The sequence below is a fragment of the Mesorhizobium sp. B2-8-3 genome (assembly GCF_006440815.1).
In the GTDB taxonomy this organism is placed as follows: Bacteria; Pseudomonadota; Alphaproteobacteria; order Rhizobiales; family Rhizobiaceae; genus Mesorhizobium.
In genome coordinates this window covers 137,669-157,289 of sequence record NZ_VFTW01000006.1, presented here as the reverse complement: position 1 = coordinate 157,289, position 19,621 = coordinate 137,669, and the positions used below count along the sequence as shown (strand labels likewise).

Sequence of the window (19,621 nt, the reverse complement as noted above, 5' to 3'; positions counted from 1 at the left end):
AGATATGTGCAATGATGAAGCGAGGACGAGCCTTGTCCCGAAACGGTCTTTTCGCGGCGTTGGCCGCGTCCCTCATTCTTTCGGCCGGCCTCGCCAAGGCGCAGGAACAGCCGGCAGCGCCCACCGTGCAGGCGCCCCTCGGGCTGGCTCCGGCGGCGCAAGCACCCGTCGCTCCCGCCCCGCAAATGCCGGCGGCGCAGGCGCCCGTCGCCACGCCCGTGGAACTGGGCATCCAGCCGGCCCTGAACAGCGCCACGGGCGAACAGCGCTCCATCTCGCTGGCGCTGCCACATGACCTTTCGCCCTGGGGCATGTTCATGAATGCCGACATCGTCGTGAAGGCGGTCATGGTGGGGCTGGCCTTCGCTTCCCTCGTCACCTGGACCATCTGGCTCGCCAAGTCGCTGGAGGTCTTAGGCGGCAAGCTGCGGGCGCGCCGCGCCGCCGATGCGATCGGCAACGCCGCGACGCTGATGCAGGCCGGCCGCGCGCTTGGCCACAGCGGCGGGCCGGCCGCGCTTCTGATGCGGGCGGCGGAAGAAGAAAGAGCGCTTTCGGCCGGGGCACTCGACCATGCCTCCGGCGACGGCCTGAAGGAGCGCGTCGCCTCCCGGCTTTCACGCATCGAGGCGGCGGCGGCCCGGCGCATGTCGCGCGGCACCGGCCTGCTCGCCACCATCGGCTCGACGGCGCCCTTCGTGGGCCTGTTCGGCACCGTCTGGGGCATCATGAACGCCTTCATCGGCATCTCGCAGGCGCAGACCACCAATCTGGCGGTCGTGGCGCCCGGCATCGCCGAGGCGCTGCTTGCGACCGCCATGGGTCTTGTCGCGGCCATTCCGGCGGTCGTCATCTACAACGTCTTCGCGCGCTCGATAGCCGGCTACAGGCAGATCCTTGCCGACGCCTCAGCCGGCGTCGAGCGGCTGGTCAGCCGCGACCTCGATTTCCGCACCGTGCCGCCGGCAACGGCCATGGCTGCGGAGTAACGGCGATGGCGGCGCGGATTCGCGAGACTGCCGGCGACGATCTCGAGGAAAGCCACGACATCAATGTCACGCCGTTCATCGACGTCATCCTGGTGCTGTTGATCATCTTCATGGTGGCGGCGCCGCTCGCGACCGTCGACGTCAATGTCGACCTGCCCGGATCGACGGCAACGCCGGCGGCGCGACCCGAGACACCGCTGTTCTTGACTTTGAAAACCGATCTGACGCTGGCGATCGGCAATGACGGCGTGCCCCGTCCGGCCTTTGCCGGCGTGCTCGACAGCCGCACCAAGGGCGACAAGCAGACACGCATTTTCCTGCGCGCCGACAAGACGGTCGGTTATGGCGACCTGATGGAAGTCATGAACCTGCTGCGCCGCGCCGGCTATCTCAAGGTCGCGCTGGTCGGCCTCGAAACAGCTGGCGATGCCGGCGGGCGGGCCGTGCCCGAAATGCCCGCGGCCGGCGCGAACCTCGTCCCGGCGCCGGGCGGAAACTCGGCGCCATGACGGTCGCCGCCCTTTCCCGGATTTCCCAGCCGCGCTTCGGCGCGCGTGAGGCCGGCCGGTGGACGAGCGCCGCCGCGATCATTCTGGCCGCCCATGTGGCGGTCGCCTATGCGGTGCAGAACCTGAGTTTCGCCGAGATGCAGGATGGCGGTCCGCCGCCGGCGCTGGCGGTCGAGATGGCGCCGCTGGTGATCGCGCCCACCGTGCCGGAAGAGGCGGCGATGCTGGACATGGTGACACCGGAGCCGCCCGATGCGGCGGACACGGAAAAGCCCGTCGACGTAAAACCGGCAACCGACCCGGTGCCGGCGGTGGAACAGGCCGAGCCCGTGACCGAACAGCCATCCGATGCCGACGATACGCAAGAAGCCGAGCAGGCCGCGCCGGCGGAACAGGCTATTGCCGCGCTGAGCGAGCAGAAGCCGCTGGACGAGGCCGTGCCGGATCCTGTCGAGGCGATCGCCCCGGACGTCGTCATTCCGCTGCCGCAAGCAAAACCGGTGGAAGCGGAGGTGAAGGTGCAAAAGCCGGCAGAACCCAGGAAGAAGGCCGAGAAGAAACCGGTCGGAAAACCGAAAGAACGGGTCAGGAAGGAAAAGGCGCCTCCACCCAGGGCGACGACCACCGCCAGCATCGACGCCAAGGCGGCGGCGAAGGCGGCAGCACCCCGGTCCTCGGATGCGGCGCCGCGCTCCAGCGTCGGCCCGTCGCGCTGGAATTCCACCCTGGCTGCATGGATCAGGCGGCACACCCGCTATCCGAGCGCGGCGCGCTCCAGGCGGGCCGAGGGCACGCCGAGCGTGACCTTCACGGTCGACACCTCCGGCAGGGTGGTCTCGGCCCGACTGGCGCGATCCTCGGGCGACGGCGATCTCGACCGCGCGGCGCTCGCGTCCTTGCAGGGCGCCTCCGTGCCGGCCCCGCCGGCCGAACTCGGCGCGCGCGTCACCCGCACCGCGCCCTTCGTCTTCAGCCTGCGGGACTAGATGGCCTTCAACTTTCAGGCTTGACTGACGGACGGTAGGGAATAGGGTAGCTCGACGAAAATACCGGCTTTGGTCGCCGGGCGGCAAGAATGCCTCGTATGCCTCGCCCATCCGGCGCTGGCTGCGAGGCTTTTTCATTTTTGGGGCCTTGCTTGAAACGACGTATCGAGATCGGCATCCTCTATTCCCGGTCAGGCAGCTATCAGCTCGTCTCCGACGCCTGCCGGCTGGGGGCGATGCGCGCGATCGCCGACATCAACGCCGATCGCGCGCAAAGCATCGAGCTCGTCCCGGTCGAGCGCGATCCGCAAAGCAACGCCGACCGCTACGCGACGCTCTGCGAAGACATCTTCCGCACCAGCAGCGCCCGCCATGTCGTCGGCTGCATCACCTCCTGGAGCCGCAAGGAGACCATTCCCGTGCTGGAGAAGGCGGGCGGCATGCTCTGGTATGCCTGCCCGTATGAAGGCTTCGAGGCCAACGAGCATGTCGTCTACATGCATGCCTGCCCGAACCAGCATCTGGTGCCGCTGATGGCTCATGTCGCGCCGCGTTTCGGCGCCAACGGCTTCCTGCTCGGCTCGAACTACATATGGGGCTGGGAGATGAACCGCGTCGCGCGCGACCTGATCGCCGACGCCGGCGGCAAGGTGCTCGGCGAACGCTATCTGCGCATCGGCGAGACCGGCGTTTCGCGCCTGATCGACGAAATCCGCGTCACGCGGCCGAATTTCATCCTCAACAACCTGATCGGCACCTCGTCCTATGCTTTCCTCGCCGCCTATCGCGACCTGGGACGAGAGGATGCGGCCTTCAAGCCTGGCGCCTGCCCGGTGATTTCGTGCAATCTCACCGAGGGCGAGCTGCCGGCAATCGGCGAAACGGGCAAGGGCCATCTGTCGGCCGGGCCTTATTTCGCGCCGCGCCCGGCCGCCTTCGCCTCGTCCTTCGAAGCCTCCGCCTATGCCTCGGTGCAGGTGATGGCGGACGTGCTTGCCGGCAACCCGGACGCCGGCCCGGCGGAATTCTCGAAAGCCTTCGCCGAGCGCCGCTTCGCGACCCGCCTCGGGCCGATCGCCATCGATCCGCACACCCAGCATGCGACCCTGCCGGTGATCATCGGGCGTATTGCCGACGGCTTCTTCGAGGTGGTGAGCCGCGAGGAAGAGGTGGCGCCCGACCCCTATCTTTCGCGCTACGATCCGGCCAAAGTCTTCGGCCGTCCGCGGCTCAGGGTGGTGTCGTGAGCCGCGCCGCGCGCATCCCCAATCTCGGCGGCGCCAAGGCCTTCGTGCTGCATCGTCCGCACACCACGGTGCAGGCGATCACCAGGCAGTTGTCGGCGATCGGCCTCGCGGCGGTCGAGTGCTGGCCGCATCTGCCGGCGGAGGCGCTGGCAGCGGATTTCGTGTTCTTCGACGCCGACCTCGGCTTCGACGAGCAGTTCCCGTGGAAGCCCGGCGAGGCGCCGATGCCGCTGGTGGCGCTGATCGGCTCGGAGGCGCCGGGCCGTATCGAATGGGCGCTGTCGCACAAGGCCGATGCGCAATTGCTGAAACCGGTCGGGACCGCCGGCGTCTACAGCGCGCTGCTGATCGCCCGGCAGAGTTTCGAGGCGCGCAGGCAGCTTGCCGGCGAGATCGCGTCGCTGCGCCAGCGGGTCGGCGAGCGCCAGACCATCGTGCGCGCGGTCGCGGCTTTGTCGAAAGGCAGCGACGACGACCGCGCCTACGCGCAGCTCAGATCGCTGGCGATGAACTGGCAGATCAGCGTCGAGGAAGCGGCCCGGCGCATCGTGGCGATGACCGAAGCGGAGGGCGGCGATGACCAATCCCATCGCGCCTGACCTTTCGACGGGCCGGATGCCGGCAAAGCCGCGCGCTGGCGTCTGGCGCCGGCTGGTCAGGCGGCCGCTGGCGCTGCTCGGGCTGTTCATTATCGCCATCGTGCTCGCCGGCGCCATCCTCGCCCCATGGCTGACCGGCTACGATCCCAACGAGCAGATGTTCGACGGCCTGACGCTCGAAGGCTCGCCGCTGCCGCCGAACGCCAAGTTCTGGCTGGGCACCGACCTGCTCGGCCGCGACCTGTTGACCCGCATCCTGTTCGGCGCGCGCACCTCGCTGATCATCGGCATCGTCGCCAACGGCGTGGCGCTTCTGATCGGCACGCTGGTCGGCGTCACGGCGGGCTATTTCCGGGGCTGGATCGGCAGCGCGCTGATGCGCTTCACCGACCTGATGATGGCCTTTCCCGCGCTGCTTTTAGCCATCTGCCTGGCGGCGGTGTTCGAGCCGAGCCTGTGGATCGTCGCCATGGTGATCGCGCTGGTCAACTGGGTGCAGACCGCGCGCGTCATCTACACCGAAACCTCGTCGCTCTCCGAGCGCGAGTTCATCGATGCCGAGCGCACGATAGGGGCGAGCGCGCCGCGTATTCTCAGCCGCCACATCCTGCCGCATCTCCTGCCGACCATCATCGTCTGGGGCACGCTCGGCATCTCGACCACGGTGCTGCTCGAAGCCACGCTCAGCTATCTCGGCATCGGCGTGCAGCCGCCGACGGCGTCGTGGGGCAACATCATCTTCGAGAACCAGACCTATTTCCAGGCGGCGCCCTGGCTGGTGTTCTTCCCCGGCGCGGCGATCCTGGCGCTGGCGCTGGCCTTCAACCTGATCGGTGACGCGCTGCGCGACATCCTCGACCCGACGCAAAGAGGGCGGGAATAATGGGGGGTCGATCATGATTGCCTATCTCGGCCGCCGGCTCATCCAGTCGCTGCTCATCCTGCTCGGCGTCTCGCTGATCACCTTCGCGCTGCTCTATCTTTTGCCGGCCGATCCAGTGCGCCAGATCGCCGGGCGCAGCGCCACCCCCGAAACGGTGGAGAACATCCGCCGCCAGCTCGGCCTCGACCAGCCCTTCATCGTCCAGTACTGGCACTATCTCACGAGGCTCGTCAGTGGCGATCTCGGCCGCTCCTACATCCAGCGCTCGGAAGTCACCGAACTCATCGTCTCGCGGCTGCCGGCCAGCCTGCTGCTGATGGTCGGCGCCATCCTGTGCGAGCTGGCGATCGGCCTCACCATGGGGCTGATCGCCGCCGTCAGGCGCGGCACCGCCACCGACCAGACCCTGATGGTCGCCTCCTTCGTCGGCGTCTCGGCGCCGCAATTCGTCGTCGGCCTGCTGCTGCTCTACGTCTTCGCCGTCAGGCTCGGCTGGTTCCCCATCGGCGGCTACGGCGGCTGGCGCCACCTCGTGCTGCCGTCGCTGACCATGGGCATACTCGGCGCCGGCTGGTACGCGCGCATGATGCGATCGTCGATGATCGACGTGCTGCGCCAGGACTATATGCGAACCGCCCGCGCCAAGGGCCTGGCGCGCGGCGCCATCCTGTTCCGTCACGCGCTGCCCAACGCCATCCTGCCGGTCGTCGCCATGATCGGCATCGACGTCGGCGTCTTCATGGGCGGCATCGTGGTGGTCGAAAGCGTGTTCGGCTGGCCGGGCATCGGCCAGCTCGCCTGGCAGGCGATCCAGCGCGTCGACATCCCGATCATCATGGGCGTCACCCTGGTCTCGGCCTTCGCCATCGTGCTCGGCAACCTTTTGGCCGACATCATCGCCCCCTTCATAGACCCCCGGATTAAACTCAGATGAAAATGAAACCCGAACAGAGAAAGGGAACATAAAAATGAAAAAGTTTCTCGCATCCACCGTCGCGGCATCGGCGCTGGCGCTGATGCTCGGCATGGCAAACGCGCGCGCCGAAGACGCGGTCGACCCGAACATCAAGCAGGGCGGCGCCATCACCATCACCTACAAGGACGATGTCGCGACCCTCGACCCGGCGATCGGATATGACTGGCAAAACTGGTCGATGATCAAGAGCCTGTTCGACGGGCTGATGGACTATGAGCCCGGCACCACAAAGCTCAAGCCCGACCTCGCCGAGAGCTACGAGATCTTGCCGGACGGCAAGACCTTCACCTTCAAGCTGCGCCATGGCGTGAAGTTCCATAACGGCCGCGAGATGACCGCCGACGACGTCAAATATTCGCTCGACCGCGTCACCAACCCGAAGACGCAAAGCCCTGGCGCTGGCTTCTTCGGCTCGATCAAGGGTTACGACGATGTCGCCGCCGGCAAGGCCGACAGCCTCTCCGGTGTCACCGTGGTCGACCCCTACACGATCAAGTTCGAGCTGACCCGACCGGACGCCACCTTCCTGCATGTCATGGCGATCAACTTCTCGCATGTCGTGCCGAAGGAGGAGGTCGAGAAATACGGCGCCGACTTCGGCAAGCATCCGGTCGGGACCGGCGCCTTCAAGCTCGCCGAATGGACGCTCGGCCAGCGCATCGTCTTCGAGCGCAATCCCGATTACTGGCACAAGGGCCTGCCGCATCTCGACAAGATCACCTTCGAGATCGGCCAGGAGCCGATCGTGGCGCTGCTGCGCCTGCAGAAGGGCGAGATCGACGTCCCCGGCGACGGCATTCCGCCGGCCAAGTTCCAGGAGGTGATGAACGATCCTGAGCAGAAGGCCCGCGTCGTGGTGGGCGGACAGCTGCACACCGGCTACGTCACCATGAACACCACCATGGCGCCCTTCGACAATGTCAAGGTGCGCCAGGCCGTCAACATGGCGATCAACAAGGGCCGCATCGTCCAGATGATCAACAATCGCGCGGTGCCGGCCAACCAGCCGCTGCCGCCCTCGATGCCCGGCTACGACAAGGCGTTCAAGGGTTATGCCTATGACGTCGCCAAGGCCAAGGCCCTGCTCGCCGAGGCCGGCCATCCCGACGGCTTCGAGACGCAGCTCTTCGCCATGAACACCGATCCCAATCCGCGCATCGCCCAGGCGATCCAGCAGGATCTGGCGGCCATCGGTATCAAGGCCAGCATCCAGTCGCTGGCCCAGGCCAATGTGATCGCCGCCGGCGGCGACAAGGCCGGCGCGCCGATGATCTGGTCGGGCGGCATGGCCTGGATCGCCGACTTCCCGGATCCCTCCAATTTCTACGGCCCGATCCTCGGTTGCGCCGGCGCGGTGCCCGGCGGCTGGAACTGGTCGTGGTATTGCAACAAGGATCTCGACGCCAAGGCGGCCGAGGCCGATTCCGTCGTCGACCCGGCCAAGTCCGAGGAACGCGAGAAGATGTGGAGCGCGATCTATGACAAGATCATGGAGGACGCGCCCTGGGCGCCGGTCTTCAACGAGCAGCGCTTCACGCTGAAATCAGCTCGCATGGGCGGCGCCGACAATCTCTATGTCGACCCGGTCCATATCCCGATCAACTACGACAATGTGTATGTGAAAGATGTGCAGTAACTGCGACTACACCATCCACGGGCGCCATCACCATTTCGGCTGGGACAATTCCTTCGCCCCGGCCGAACGGGTGGCGCCCGGTTCAACGATCGAGTTCCAGTGCCTAGATGCGGCGGGTGGCCAGCTCCAGGCCGACAGCACGGTCGCCGACGTGGCCCGGCTCGACTTCTCCAAGGTCAACCCGGTGACCGGGCCGATCTTCGTCGAGGGTGCCGAGCCCGGCGATGCGCTGAAGGTGACGATCGAGATGTTCAAACCGTCCGGCTTCGGCTGGACGGCGAACATCCCGGGCTTCGGCCTGCTCGCCGACGACTTCAAGGAACCGGCGCTCAACATCTGGAAATACCACGCCGGCTCGCTCGAGCCGGCGTTGTTCGGAAAGAACGCCCGCGTGCCGCTGAAACCGTTCGCCGGCACCATCGGCAACGCGTTGGCCGAGATGGGCCTGCATTCGGTGGTGCCGCCACGGCGTGTCGGCGGCAATCTCGACATCCGCGACCTTGCCGCGGGCACCACGCTCTATCTGCCGGTGGAAGTGCCGGGCGCGCTGTTCTCGATCGGCGACACCCATGCCGCGCAAGGCGACGGCGAGGTATGCGGCACGGCGATCGAGAGTCCGATGGACGTCGTGCTGAAGCTCGACCTTGTGAAGGACGCGCGGCTGAAGACGCCGCGTTTCACCACGTCCGGCCCGGTGACGCGGCATCTCGACACCAAGGGCTACGAGGTGACGACGGGCATCGGACCGGACCTGATGGCCGGGGCCAGAGAGGCAGTCAGCCAGATGGTCGACCTGCTGTCCGCCCGTTACAAGCTCGACCCGGTCGATGCCTACATGCTGGTCTCGGTCTGCGGCGATCTCAGGATCAGCGAGATCGTCGACATGCCGAACTGGGTGGTGTCGTTCTACTTCCCGCGCTGCGTCTTCGAATGAGCGCAGTCGTGGTCGACGAACACGCTGACGCCGCCGCAAAGGCGGCCGCGGGGCCGGTGCTCGAAATCACCGACCTCTGCGTCGGCGTGCGCGGCGAGGACGGCGAGCGCGAAGTCGTGTCCGGCCTGTCGCTGTCGCTCAGACGCGGCGAGACGCTGTGCATCGCCGGCGAGTCCGGTTCCGGCAAGTCGATGACGGCGCTGGCGATCATGCAGCTCCTGCCTCAGCCGGCCGGCCGCATCGCTTCCGGGACAATCCGGCTCTTCGACAAGGATGGCAGTGCCATCGAACTGACGGCGCTCGACGAGCGCCGCATGCGCGACATTCGGGGCGATCGCATCGCCATGATCTTCCAGGAGCCGATGACCTCGCTCAATCCGGTGCTGTCGATCGGCCGGCAGCTCACCGAATCGATCGAAGCGCATACCGGCCTTTCCCACGCCGAGGCGCAACGGCGCGCGGTCGAGGCGCTGAAGGCGGTTCGAATTTCCGAAGCCGAAAGCCGGCTGAAGCAGTTTCCGCACGAATTGTCAGGCGGCATGCGCCAGCGGGTGATGATCGCCATGGCGCTGGCGCTGGAGCCCGACGTGCTCATCGCCGACGAGCCGACGACGGCGCTCGACGTCACGGTCCAGGGCGAGGTGCTGGAGCTGCTGCGCGACCTGCAGCGCCAGCACGGCACCAGCGTGATCCTCATCACCCACGACATGGGCGTCGTCGCTGAAATGGCCGATCGGGTCATCGTCATGCGCAACGGCCGCATGGTCGAGGAAGGCGCCACCGCCGACATTTTCGCCAGGCCGCGGGCCGCCTATACGCAAGAATTGCTGGCCGCCGTTCCGCGCATCGGCTCGGGCGCTGGTCGGCGCGCCACGGGAGGGGCAGCCGGCGCAACCGGTCAGGACAAGGTGGCGGTGGTGAACGACCTCCATGTCCGCTTCGACCTGCGCGGCGGCTTCTTCGGTCGCGTCAACCGGCGGGTCCACGCCGTCGAGGGCGTCAGCTTCTCGATCGCGCCCAACGAGACGCTGGCGCTGGTCGGCGAATCCGGCTGCGGCAAGTCCACCACCGCCAAGGCGCTGGCCGGCCTCGTGCCCTATACGGGCGGCGTGACGATCGGCGGCCGCGAGCTCTCCGGGCTTGGCGGCGACGCGCGCAAGGCGGTGCGCCGCGACGTGCAGATGGTGTTCCAGGATCCTTACGCTTCGCTCGATCCGCGCATGCGCGTCGGCGATCTGGTGGCCGAGCCGCTTCTGATCCACGGCATCGGCTCACGGCAGGAACGCCAGAGCCAAGTGGCTGCCCTGTTCGAGCGGGTCGGCCTGTCGGCAGCACAGATGGAGCTCTATCCGCATGAATTCTCTGGGGGCCAGCGCCAGCGCATCTGCATCGCCCGGGCGCTGGCGCTAAGGCCGAAGCTGATCATCGCCGACGAGAGCGTGTCGGCTCTCGATGTCTCGGTGCAGGCGCGCGTGCTCGATCTTTTGAAGGAGCTGCAACGCGAATTCGGCGTCGCCTATCTCTTCATCTCGCATGACATGGCGGTGGTCGAGAACATCTCGGACCGCGTCGCCGTCATGTATCTCGGCCAGATCGTCGAGATCGGTAGCCGCGACCAGGTCTTTTCCAACCCGCGCCATCCCTACACGCGGCGGCTTATCGAGGCGGTGCCGGTTCCCGATCCGTCACGACGCCGGACACGCTTTTCCCGTCTCGACCGCGAAATTCCAAGCGCGACCCGGCGGATCGGCGAAACCGTGCCGAAACTTGTGCTCAAGGATTTCGGCGGCGGGCATCTCGCCGCCGTCGGAGATTGATCGGAGCCACGCAGCTGGCCGCATTCCGGCCTGGGACCGATCTTGCTTGCGGGCGGCGATCTGTCCGTTTCGGGATGTGCCCGAATGATGATAAGGCCTGAGACCGCCACTCATCTGTTTCGGGATTCCAATGTCGGTCCTCACACGCCGCAAACTCCTGCAGGGCGCCGCGGCCGCCGGCGCGGCCGGTATCGGCCTCTCGGCCGCCGGCAAGTTTGCCGGCTGGGCGGCGCCGAAGCCCGAGCCGCTGGTCCTGAAGACCGCGAGCATCGAGGCGCAACTGATGGACGGCGAGCCGACGAAGAATGTGCTGACCTACGGCGAAGCCGGCATGCCGCCGGTGGTCAGGATGAGGAAGGGCGAGCCGTTCGCCGCACGGCTGATCAACGGCATCGACGATCCGACGACCATCCACTGGCATGGCATCCGCGTTCCCAACAAGATGGATGGCGTGCCGTTCCTGGTGCAGCCCTATGTCTATCAGGGCGACCGTTTCGACTACGCGTTTTCGCCGCCCGACGCCGGCACGTTCTGGTACCACCCGCATTGCAACACGCTGATCCAGATGGGTCACGGCCTGACCGGCGTGATTGTGGTCGAGAACCCGAACGACCCGGTCTTCGATGTCGAGATGGTCGTCAACCTGCGCGATTGGCGGCTTGGCGACGACGGCCAGTTCATCGCGCCGTTCAGGCCGCGCGACGCGGCCAAGGCCGGCACCTTCGGCACGGTGCGCACCGCCAACTGGCTCGACCAGCCGCAATTCGATGCGCCGGCCGGCGGGCTGGTGCGGCTTAGGGCGGCCATCACCGACGTCACCCGCATCTATGCCTTCCGCGTCGACGGCGCCGAGGCGACGGTCATAGCGCTCGACGGCAACCCGGTGCCGCAACGGTTTACGCCGGATGCCCTGCAACTGGGACCCGGCCAGCGGCTCGAGCTTGCCATCCGCATGCCCGACGAGGAGGGCGCGATCGTCAGCCTGCGCGACGTCCGGGGCACCAAGCCGAAAATCCTGGCGACGCTGCGTTCGGTCGGCGAATCGCTCAAGCACGATCTGCGCGATCTCGGCCCGCTCGAAGCCAATCCGGTGGCGGAGGTAGACCTTGCCGGCGCCAAGCGCATTCCGCTGGCGCTCAGCGCGACGGCCGAGAACGTTGCGGCCGACAGCATTTGCGGCTCGCTCGGCTACAGTTTCTGGGCGATCAACAAGGTGCCGTGGCCGGGCGACACGCCAGACCCCACCGCGCCGCTCGCCGATCTGAAGCTCGGCCAGAGCTATGTCATCGACATGGAAAACCTCACCCCGCACGCGCACCCGATCCATTTGCACGGCATGAGCTTCAAGGTGCTGTCGTCCTCGACCAGAGCCGTCCAGCCGCTGGTCTCCGACACCTATCTCATCCAGCCCGACGAGAAGGTGCAGCTCGGCTTCGTCGCCGACAATCCCGGCGACTGGCTGCTGCATTGCCACATCATCGAGCACCAGAAGACCGGCATGACGAGCTATCTGCGGGTAACCTGAAGCCGTCTCGTTTTCGCGAGGCGGGTTGACCCCGCCGCTCGATTGCCTAGGTAGCCAACTGGGCAGGCCGGGCAACACGCAACTCCGACCGACGGCATGACATCTTCGCGCATTCGAAAACTTGCCCTTCTTGCGGCAGGCCTCCCCCTTCTGTCGTCCTGTGTCATCCCTGACGATACGTCGCGGCTCGCGAAGGAGGACGTCACCGCTGCCGCGGCCCGCAGGGAAATGGTCGGCCTCAGCGAGGCCGACATTCGCATGTGCGCAGGCTTTCCGACCGCAACGGCCGATGTGGGTTCGTCCGGTCAGATCTGGACCTACCAGCGCACCGTGCAACGCGGCAATCTCAGCATTGCGGTGCCGACCTTGACCGCAGGCCCGATTCCTGCTGTCGGCGGATCGGTCAATGTTGCTCCCGGCGGCTATTGCAACACGCAGATACGCATGCTCGACGGCCACGTCGCCGAGGTCGCCTATGCCGGCGACAACAACTTGCCGAACAGCCGCGATGCACTCTGTGTCAGCACGGTGGACGCCTGCGTGGCCTATGCGCGCCAACGCCATTACAAAGGGCCGGCAGCATCACGATAGGCGGGGCTAAGCGATACACCGTTGCGAGCGGATATTCTCGGACATCGGATGCGGGCATTGCTGTCCCGCTTGCTGACAGCTCTTTCCGCCAGGCCGAGATGCTCGGTCTGCCTGCGCATCGAAGCCGCGTCCTTTAGAAGGCCCTGCCCGGCGCTGAAACGACGACCGTTACTTCGATCGTCTGTCGCGCCGCGAGGAACGCCTTTCGATGTCCGTGACGGGCCTTTCCGCGCCGGCTTCAGCCTGCGCCCGAGGCGCATCCATCAGGTTTCGGACCTTGGCGTTGTTATGCGCGCGGACAACCGCGCGGGTGAAATGAAGCAGGGTTCCAAGCACTGACATTGGCATTTCCTCCATTGGAATGGCTGACATGTCGCTGTCGTAGGGCGTGGCGGGCCGGGATCGGAAAAAGCCCCCGTCGCGTTCGAAACGAAGGGCCAGGGCTGCTCAGCGCGTGCCGGCGAACACGATCCGCGCGAGCCGCGCCTTTTCGCGCGTGCCCTGCGCGGCCTCCCAGCCGATGTCCTTCTGCAGCTCGGGCGACAGGCTGTTCATGAGGCTTCTGGTTTTGGCGTCGTTATGCTGGCGCATGATGGAGCGGCCGAGATTTCCAAGCATGGACATTTCGCATTCCCCTGTTCCGTTGAGACGGCGTCGCGCCGTCGGATGCGGGATGAATGCGCCCGGTCCGTTTCGCGGCAATGGCGCGCGAAATGGCCGATCGTTTCCAAACTCACGGGTTTGGAAACATGCGTATGCGAATGATCTTGGCCGGTGACATATGTGTGGAAAGGGGGCCGGACCTCTGCGTTCGGCGGATCCGACCCATCCAGGATTAACGGACGGAGCTCCTGCCTCCTACCTCTTCAGCGCGATGCTGATGCCGCTGAGATCGGCGTTGACCTGCAGGCCGACCTGCCGGCCGGTAAGCTCGAGCTGGGCGCCCTTGTCATTGGTCATGACGATCACCTGGGCGCCTCTGCCGAGCGCGCCGCCGCCGCCGGCTGCGCCGTAGACGCCCGTCACATCGCTGGCGCGTCGGATGTGGCGCACCCTGCCCTGGAAATAGGTCTTGGACGCGCCGAAGGCGAGGCCGCCCGAGACGCCGCCGATCGAGATCGGATAGCGCTTGCCATGGAAGGTCAGCGTGCCTTCGCCGCCGGAGCCGCCGATGAAGAAGGCGGCCTTGTAGACGGAAAAGCGGATCGTGCCGCTGTCGGCATGCGCGGCGCTGGTTATGCTCACGCCCGCGGCGGCGATTGCCGCGACCGCGACGGAACGGAACCTGGACGAAATCTGCATGGTGGAAACTCCTCGAGCATCGCCGCTTACCCAGCCGGCGGGGGCATATCAGCTTCAAAAGTATAGCTGAACCGTCTTGCCCCACCATTGGTTCCAGGCACGCGCCCGAAATCCGGCGGTCACAAAATGCTGAGCGAGGAAGGCGGAAGCGATGAGAAGCACAGGCTTGTGCCGGCTGGTGGAGCTGAGGGGGATCGAACCCCTGACCTCATCATTGCGAACGATGCGCTCTCCCAGCTGAGCTACAGCCCCGTTCCAGCGGATGGGCTTGTATCGGTCGCGGCCGTTTGATGTCAAGGCGAAACGATGGCCTGACGCCATGCGCCGAGGCCGGCGGGCCTTTGCCCGCTCGGCAAGCCCCGCGGGCCTTGCCCGCACGCCTAGCAATGGCTACATGTCGGCGACAATTTGGAGACCGGCATGATCGCCCTTATTCAGACCATCGTCATGGCGCTTGATATCTACTGGTGGATCATCATCGCCTCGGCGATCTTTTCGTGGCTCTACGCCTTCAACGTCGTCAATTCGCGCAACCAGTTCGTCGGTTCCGTCGGCAACATGCTCTACCGGCTGACCGATCCGGCCTTGCGCCCGATCCGCCGCTTCATGCCCGATCTTGGCGGCATCGACATTTCGCCGATCATCCTGCTTCTGATCCTTTTCTTCATCCGGCAGTTTCTCGTCACCACCGTCTGGTCCTGGGTCGTGACCGGCGGCTGATGAGCCCGCCGTTCCGGCTGCGCGAGAACGGCATCGACCTTTACGTGCGGCTGACGCCGAAGGCGGCGCTCGACCGGATCGACGGCGTCGAGACCACCGCCGATGGCCGCAGTCACCTTAAAGCCCGCGTGCGCGCCGTGCCGGAGAACGGCGCCGCCAATCAAGCGCTGGAACGGATGATGGCCAAGGCGCTGGGCGTACCAGTGTCGGGCGTTTCGGTGGTTGCCGGCGGCACCTCGCGGCTGAAGACGCTGCGGATAGTGGGTGATGGGGCCGAGCTGGCGAAAAGCGTCGAGGCTCTGATCGGATAATCTAAATTTGAGATGCAGGCGGGACGGCGCCCCCTCTGTCCTGCCGGACAGAGGCTACAGCATGCACACATTTCCAGGCGGCTGGCCTTTGGCGATAGCGTGTATGGCAGCTTGGCGCATGCATTGGCTAATGTAGCGCTGATCGACCCCACTCCGTCTCGGCTTCGCCGAGCCACCTCTCCCCCGATCGACGGGGTAGAGGAAAGGCGCCAAGCCTTTTGCCGTCAACGCCCGTCCAGCAACGCTCCCTTCCTTTCCCTCCGGAGGGGGGAAAGGTGGCGCTGCGAAGCAGCGACGGATTGGGGGAACCACCTGGCAATCAAGCCTCGGCCTGATCAGTCGCGCCTGTCACAGAAGATGTGCATAGAGTAGCGGCCAGAGGAGGGCGCGAGGGATCGCCAGCGCTGACGGCGCAAGCCACTGCAACCGCTCAGTCCCCCAGCGGCAGCCTCGGATCGTCCACCTTCAGCGTGTTCACGCTCTGCTTGATGCGGCGCAAATTCTCCAGCACTTTCGGGCCGCGTGATTCCGCCACCGTGGTGGCGATCATGTCGAGGATGGCCAAAAGCGCGTAGCGCGACGAGGTCGGCTTGTAGATGTTGCCGTCCTCGACCGACTGCAAAAGGATCACCGTGTCGGCGGCTTTTGCCAACGCGGAGTCCGGCGCGGTGATGGCGACGGTGGCGGCGCCATATTGCTGGGCCACTTCGACCGCCTCGATCACCGAGCGCGCATAGCCCGACACCGAGAAGGCGACCAGCGTCGTCTCGGGCGTCGCCACCGCGGCATACATGCGCTGCAGCTGGCCGTCGATCTGGGCGAGCGCCGACAGGCCGAGCCGGAACAGCCGGTTCTGCATCTCGGTCGCCATCATCGAGGAAATGCCGCCCGAGCCGATGCACAGCACGTTGCCGGAAGCGGCGATGCGGGCGGCGACATCCATCAGCGTCGTCATGTCGAGGTTTTCGCTGGCGCGCTGGATGGCGGCGATCGCCGCTTCGGTTATCGCCGAGGCGATGCGCTGCTCGCGCGCGTCGCGGCTGAGCGGCTCCGGCGACAGATACTGGCCGCCGATGGCGATCGCCTGCGCCAAGTAGAACTTGAAATCGCGCAGGCCCTCGCAACCGAGATTGCGGCAGAAGCGGGTGACGGTCGGCTCGCTGACCCCGACGCGCGCGGCGATCTCCGAGATCGCCGCCTTGGAGGCGAAATCGAGGTCGGAAAGCACCAGCCCGGCTAGCCGGCGATCCGACTTGGTGCCGTCCTGCGACATCAATTGCAGGCGGGTGATGATGTCGGCCGGGGTCTTCATGTCATCATCTCAGAGCGGCAGGCCCGTCGCCTTGTCGAAGAGGTGGATGTTGCGCGGGTCGACGCTCACCGGCAGCCGGTCGCCCGGCTTTACCTGCAGCCGGTCGCGGAACACCGCGCGCACCGTGTCGTCGCCGACCGAGCCATAGACATGGGTTTCCGACCCGGTCGGCTCGACGACATCGACCTTGATGGCGATGGCGTCGTCGCCGGCGCCAACCACGAAATGCTCGGGCCTGATGCCGGCCTCGACCGTGTCGCCGCCGGAAGCTGCCTCGCCCGAGAGCGCCAGGCGGCCGCCGCTCGTCGTTTCAAACCAGGACTTGGCTCCGGCCGTCTTGAGCGCGCCGGAGACGAAGCTCATCGAGGGCGAGCCGATGAAGCCGGCGACGAATTTGTTGGCCGGCCGGTCGTAGAGCTCCAGCGGCTGGCCGACCTGCTGGATGCGGCCGCGATTCATCACGACGATGCGGTCGGCCATGGTCATCGCCTCGATCTGGTCGTGGGTGACGTAGACGATTGTCGATTTCAGCCGCTGGTGCAGCGCCTTGATCTCGGTGCGCATCTGCACGCGCAATTGCGCGTCGAGATTGGAAAGCGGCTCGTCGAAGAGGAAGACCGAAGGCTCGCGCACGATGGCGCGGCCCATGGCGACGCGCTGGCGCTGGCCGCCCGACAACTGCCGCGGATAGCGGTCGAGATAGGAGAAGAGGTTGAGCACGCCCGACGCCTTCTTGACTTTGTCGTCGATCGCGGCGCGGTTCTCGCCGCGGATCTTTGGGCCGAAGCCGATATTTTCCGCAGCCTTCAGATGCGGGAACAGCGCGTAGGACTGGAACACCATGGCGATGTTGCGCTTCTGCGGCGGCAGCTCGTTGGCGCGCGTGCCGCCGATGATGAGGTCGCCGGAGGTAATCGCCTCCAGCCCCGCCAGCATGCGCAGCAGGGTGGACTTGCCACAGCCGGACGGGCCGACCAGCACGACGAACTCGCCGGTCCGGATATCGAGGTTGATGTCCTCGAGGATTTTGTGCTGGCCGAAGGATTTCGACAGGTTGCGGAACTGGACGTCGGTCATGGTCACGCTCCCAATATGTCGTCGATGAAAGGCAGGTAGCCGGCCGTCAGTCCGGCGTCCACGGGCACCACGGCACCTGTTATGCCGGAAGCGCGCTCGGAGGCAAGGAAGGCGACGGCTTCGGCCACTTCCCGTGCGTTGACGATGCGGCCGAGTGGATAGAGCCGCTGCAGCCGGCCGAGGATCTCGGGATCCTTGGCCAGGCGATGGTCCCAGGCGGCGGTGCGGATCGACCCCGGGCACACGACATTGGCCCGCAACCCGGCACGGCCGAGCTCGACCGCGACCGATTTGGCATAGGCGTTGATGCCGGCCTTGGCCGCAGCATAGGCCGGATTGCCGAAATGCGCGATGGCGTTGACCGAGGAGATGAAGACGACGCTGCCCGAACCGCGCCCGGCCATCGCCTTGATCAGCGGATCGGCGAAAGTCATCACGCCGGTCAAATTGAGGTCGAGCTCCTGCTCGATTTTGTCCGCCGTCAGCGCCTTCAAGGTCTCGGCGCGCGTCCAGCCGGCATTGTTGATCAGGATGTCGGGGACGCCGTCCTTGTCGAGCAGCGCGGGGATCGCCGCTTCGATCGAGGCCCGGTCGAGCAGGTTGAAGACATGGCGCGACGCGATATGCGGGCTGGCCAGCGCTTCCGTCGACTGGTCGCAGCCGACGATTCGCGCGCCGCGCTCCGCCATGAGCTCAACGATCGCCGAACCGAGGCCGCCGCCGGCGCCGGTGACGACAATTGTCTTGCCTTCGAACTCGGCTTTCGAACCCAATTTGCCCGCTCCTCCACCCTCATTTTAAACCGGCAGGCTAACCAAGCAAATGTAATTAAGCAACATGATAATCCGCTTGCATGACGCGAAATGATGGATAATGTAGGAAAGTAACATAAATCCTGGGCCCCAAGGGTCCAGGCGCCAACGTGCATCAATGGGAGAGATCAGATGAGCCTTGCGAAATGGACTGTCGGCCTGTTGGCCGGAATGAGCATGCTGGCTTTTGCCGCACCTGCCGGTGCCGGCGAGGTGCGCGTCACCGTCGCCGAATACAGCGCCAAGACCGGCCCCTATTTCGAGGAAGTGAAGAAGGAATTCGAGGCGGCCAATCCCGGCATCACCATCAAGTATGAAGTGGTGCCGTGGGATGTGCTGCTGCAGAAGCTCACCACCGACATCACCGCCGGCACCAATGCCGACCTTTCGATCATCGGCACGCGCTGGCTGATCGACTTCGTCCAGCAGGATGTCGCCGAGCCGCTCGACAGCTACATCAAGCCGGAATTCAAGGACCGCTTCATCGACACCTTCCTGCAGCCCTCGATCATGGACGGCAAGACCTACGGCCTGCCGATCGCGGCTTCCGCGCGCGCCATGTATTACAACAAGGAGCTGTTCGAGAAAGCCGGTATCGCCAAGCCGCCGGCGACCTGGACCGAGTTGCAGGAAGACGCCCGCAAGATCAAGGCTCAAGGCGCTTTCGGCTTCGGCCTGCAGGGCAAGGAGATCGAGACCGACGTCTATTACTACTATGCGATGTGGTCGCAGGGCACCGAGATCCTCAACAAGGACGGCACGTCCGGCCTGAGCACGCCCGGCGCGCTGGAAGCCGCCAAGCTCTACAAGTCGATGATCGACGAGGGCCTGACGGAACCCGGCGTCACCTCCAACAACCGCGAGGACGTGCAGAACCTGTTCAAGCAGGGCAAGGTCGGCATGATGATCACCGCGCCCTTCCTGTCCAACCAGATCAAGGAAGAAGCGCCGAACCTCAAATACGGCGTCGCGGCCATCCCGGCCGGCCCGACCGGCGCGCGCGGCACCTATGGCGTCACCGATAGCATCATCATGTTCAAGAACTCCAAGAACAAGGACGAGGCCTGGAAGCTGCTCGACTTCCTGTTCACCAAGGAGCAGCGCGCCAAGTTCACGCAAGGCGAGGGCTTCCTGCCGGTGAACAAGGAAGAGGCGAAGATGGACTATTACGTCAACAACGCCGACCTCGCCGCCTTTACCGCGCTCTTGCCCGACGCCCGCTTCGCGCCGGTCATCCCCGGCTGGGAAGAGATCGCCCAGATCACTTCGGACGCCATGCAGAAGATCTATCTCGGCGGCGACCCCGAGGCCGGCCTGAAGGACGCGGCGGCCAAGGCCGACGCCGTGCTGAAGAAGAAATAAGGGCGTATCTCCCTGCGCCCCGTGGCGCGCTCC

Annotated in this window: 20 protein-coding genes and 1 tRNA gene; 15 read left to right on the top strand and 6 right to left on the bottom strand. The window is 65.7% G+C overall.

The window, feature by feature from the left end; genetic code table 11:
* Positions 1-32: 32 nt before the first annotated feature.
* The 12 genes from exbB (at position 33) to FJ418_RS12380 (ending at position 12,692) form a co-directional block, all read left to right on the top strand.
* Positions 33-989, top strand: a complete 957-nt coding sequence (gene exbB / locus FJ418_RS12435; RefSeq protein WP_140865934.1) for a tonB-system energizer ExbB — start codon at positions 33-35, stop codon at positions 987-989.
* Between the two features lie 5 nt (positions 990-994).
* On the top strand, positions 995-1,498 hold the full coding sequence (gene exbD / locus FJ418_RS12430; RefSeq protein ID WP_140865759.1) for a TonB system transport protein ExbD: 504 nt from the start codon (positions 995-997) through the stop codon (positions 1,496-1,498).
* Positions 1,495-2,484, top strand: a complete 990-nt coding sequence (locus FJ418_RS12425) for an energy transducer TonB (RefSeq protein ID WP_140865757.1) — start codon at positions 1,495-1,497, stop codon at positions 2,482-2,484. Before exbD ends, FJ418_RS12425 begins: the two co-directional genes overlap by 4 nt.
* A 152-nt stretch (positions 2,485-2,636) precedes the next feature.
* On the top strand, positions 2,637-3,731 hold the full coding sequence (locus tag FJ418_RS12420) for a transporter substrate-binding protein (protein WP_140659289.1): 1,095 nt from the start codon (positions 2,637-2,639) through the stop codon (positions 3,729-3,731).
* Positions 3,728-4,330: an ANTAR domain-containing protein gene (locus FJ418_RS12415; RefSeq protein ID WP_140659288.1), complete on the top strand. Its 603-nt coding sequence runs from the start codon at positions 3,728-3,730 to the stop codon at positions 4,328-4,330. Before FJ418_RS12420 ends, FJ418_RS12415 begins: the two co-directional genes overlap by 4 nt.
* The gene (locus tag FJ418_RS12410) at positions 4,308-5,213 is read left to right on the top strand and encodes an ABC transporter permease (protein ID WP_140647027.1); all 906 of its coding nucleotides are present in this window, start codon (positions 4,308-4,310) and stop codon (positions 5,211-5,213) included. Before FJ418_RS12415 ends, FJ418_RS12410 begins: the two co-directional genes overlap by 23 nt.
* Before the next feature lie 13 nt (positions 5,214-5,226).
* Complete coding sequence (locus FJ418_RS12405; protein ID WP_140710929.1) at positions 5,227-6,147, top strand: ABC transporter permease; 921 nt, start codon at positions 5,227-5,229, stop codon at positions 6,145-6,147.
* Positions 6,148-6,181: 34 nt separating this feature from the next.
* Positions 6,182-7,825 (top strand): ABC transporter substrate-binding protein, encoded by a 1,644-nt coding sequence (locus FJ418_RS12400; protein ID WP_140647029.1) that lies wholly within the window; start codon positions 6,182-6,184, stop codon positions 7,823-7,825.
* On the top strand, positions 7,815-8,759 hold the full coding sequence (locus FJ418_RS12395) for an acetamidase/formamidase family protein (protein ID WP_140865756.1): 945 nt from the start codon (positions 7,815-7,817) through the stop codon (positions 8,757-8,759). The genes FJ418_RS12400 and FJ418_RS12395 overlap by 11 nt, the downstream gene beginning before the upstream one ends.
* The gene (locus FJ418_RS12390) at positions 8,756-10,576 is read left to right on the top strand and encodes an ABC transporter ATP-binding protein (protein ID WP_140865754.1); all 1,821 of its coding nucleotides are present in this window, start codon (positions 8,756-8,758) and stop codon (positions 10,574-10,576) included. The genes FJ418_RS12395 and FJ418_RS12390 overlap by 4 nt, the downstream gene beginning before the upstream one ends.
* 130 nt (positions 10,577-10,706) lie before the next feature.
* Positions 10,707-12,101: a multicopper oxidase family protein gene (locus FJ418_RS12385; RefSeq protein WP_140865751.1), complete on the top strand. Its 1,395-nt coding sequence runs from the start codon at positions 10,707-10,709 to the stop codon at positions 12,099-12,101.
* 96 nt (positions 12,102-12,197) lie between these two features.
* Entirely contained in the window at positions 12,198-12,692 is a 495-nt protein-coding gene (locus FJ418_RS12380; RefSeq protein WP_140865750.1) for a hypothetical protein, read from the top strand.
* A 447-nt stretch (positions 12,693-13,139) separates the two neighbouring features.
* On the opposite strand, the gene FJ418_RS31890 is transcribed toward FJ418_RS12380, so the two are convergent.
* The 3 genes from FJ418_RS31890 to FJ418_RS12370 all read right to left on the bottom strand — a co-directional run bounded on the left by FJ418_RS31890 (position 13,140) and on the right by FJ418_RS12370 (position 14,246).
* Positions 13,140-13,316, bottom strand: coding sequence for a hypothetical protein (locus FJ418_RS31890; protein WP_181166913.1), 177 nt, complete (start codon positions 13,314-13,316; stop codon positions 13,140-13,142).
* A gap of 234 nt (positions 13,317-13,550) precedes the next feature.
* Positions 13,551-13,994: a hypothetical protein gene (locus tag FJ418_RS12375; RefSeq protein WP_140710919.1), complete on the bottom strand. Its 444-nt coding sequence runs from the start codon at positions 13,992-13,994 to the stop codon at positions 13,551-13,553.
* A 176-nt stretch (positions 13,995-14,170) separates the two neighbouring features.
* A tRNA-Ala gene (locus FJ418_RS12370) sits at positions 14,171-14,246 on the bottom strand.
* A 168-nt stretch (positions 14,247-14,414) separates the two neighbouring features.
* On the opposite strand from FJ418_RS12370, the gene FJ418_RS12365 reads away from it, so the two are divergent.
* Together FJ418_RS12365 and FJ418_RS12360 are read left to right on the top strand one after the other, a co-directional pair.
* On the top strand, positions 14,415-14,714 hold the full coding sequence (locus tag FJ418_RS12365) for a YggT family protein (protein ID WP_127876481.1): 300 nt from the start codon (positions 14,415-14,417) through the stop codon (positions 14,712-14,714).
* Positions 14,714-15,025, top strand: coding sequence for a DUF167 family protein (locus tag FJ418_RS12360; protein ID WP_140865748.1), 312 nt, complete (start codon positions 14,714-14,716; stop codon positions 15,023-15,025). Before FJ418_RS12365 ends, FJ418_RS12360 begins: the two co-directional genes overlap by 1 nt.
* A 430-nt stretch (positions 15,026-15,455) precedes the next feature.
* On the opposite strand, the gene FJ418_RS12355 is transcribed toward FJ418_RS12360, so the two are convergent.
* The 3 genes from FJ418_RS12355 to FJ418_RS12345 are packed head-to-tail and all read right to left on the bottom strand — an operon-like array spanning position 15,456 to position 18,187.
* Positions 15,456-16,337, bottom strand: a complete 882-nt coding sequence (locus FJ418_RS12355; protein WP_140659278.1) for a MurR/RpiR family transcriptional regulator — start codon at positions 16,335-16,337, stop codon at positions 15,456-15,458.
* A gap of 9 nt (positions 16,338-16,346) precedes the next feature.
* The gene (gene ugpC / locus FJ418_RS12350; RefSeq protein ID WP_140865746.1) at positions 16,347-17,414 is read right to left on the bottom strand and encodes a sn-glycerol-3-phosphate ABC transporter ATP-binding protein UgpC; all 1,068 of its coding nucleotides are present in this window, start codon (positions 17,412-17,414) and stop codon (positions 16,347-16,349) included.
* 2 nt (positions 17,415-17,416) lie between these two features.
* A complete protein-coding gene (locus FJ418_RS12345; RefSeq protein ID WP_140865744.1) occupies positions 17,417-18,187 on the bottom strand; it encodes an SDR family oxidoreductase in 771 nt (256 codons plus the stop codon).
* Positions 18,188-18,358: 171 nt separating this feature from the next.
* Here FJ418_RS12345 and FJ418_RS12340 point away from each other — a divergent pair, with 171 nt between their 5' ends.
* A complete protein-coding gene (locus FJ418_RS12340; protein WP_140659275.1) occupies positions 18,359-19,588 on the top strand; it encodes a sugar ABC transporter substrate-binding protein in 1,230 nt (409 codons plus the stop codon).
* Positions 19,589-19,621: the final 33 nt, after the last annotated feature.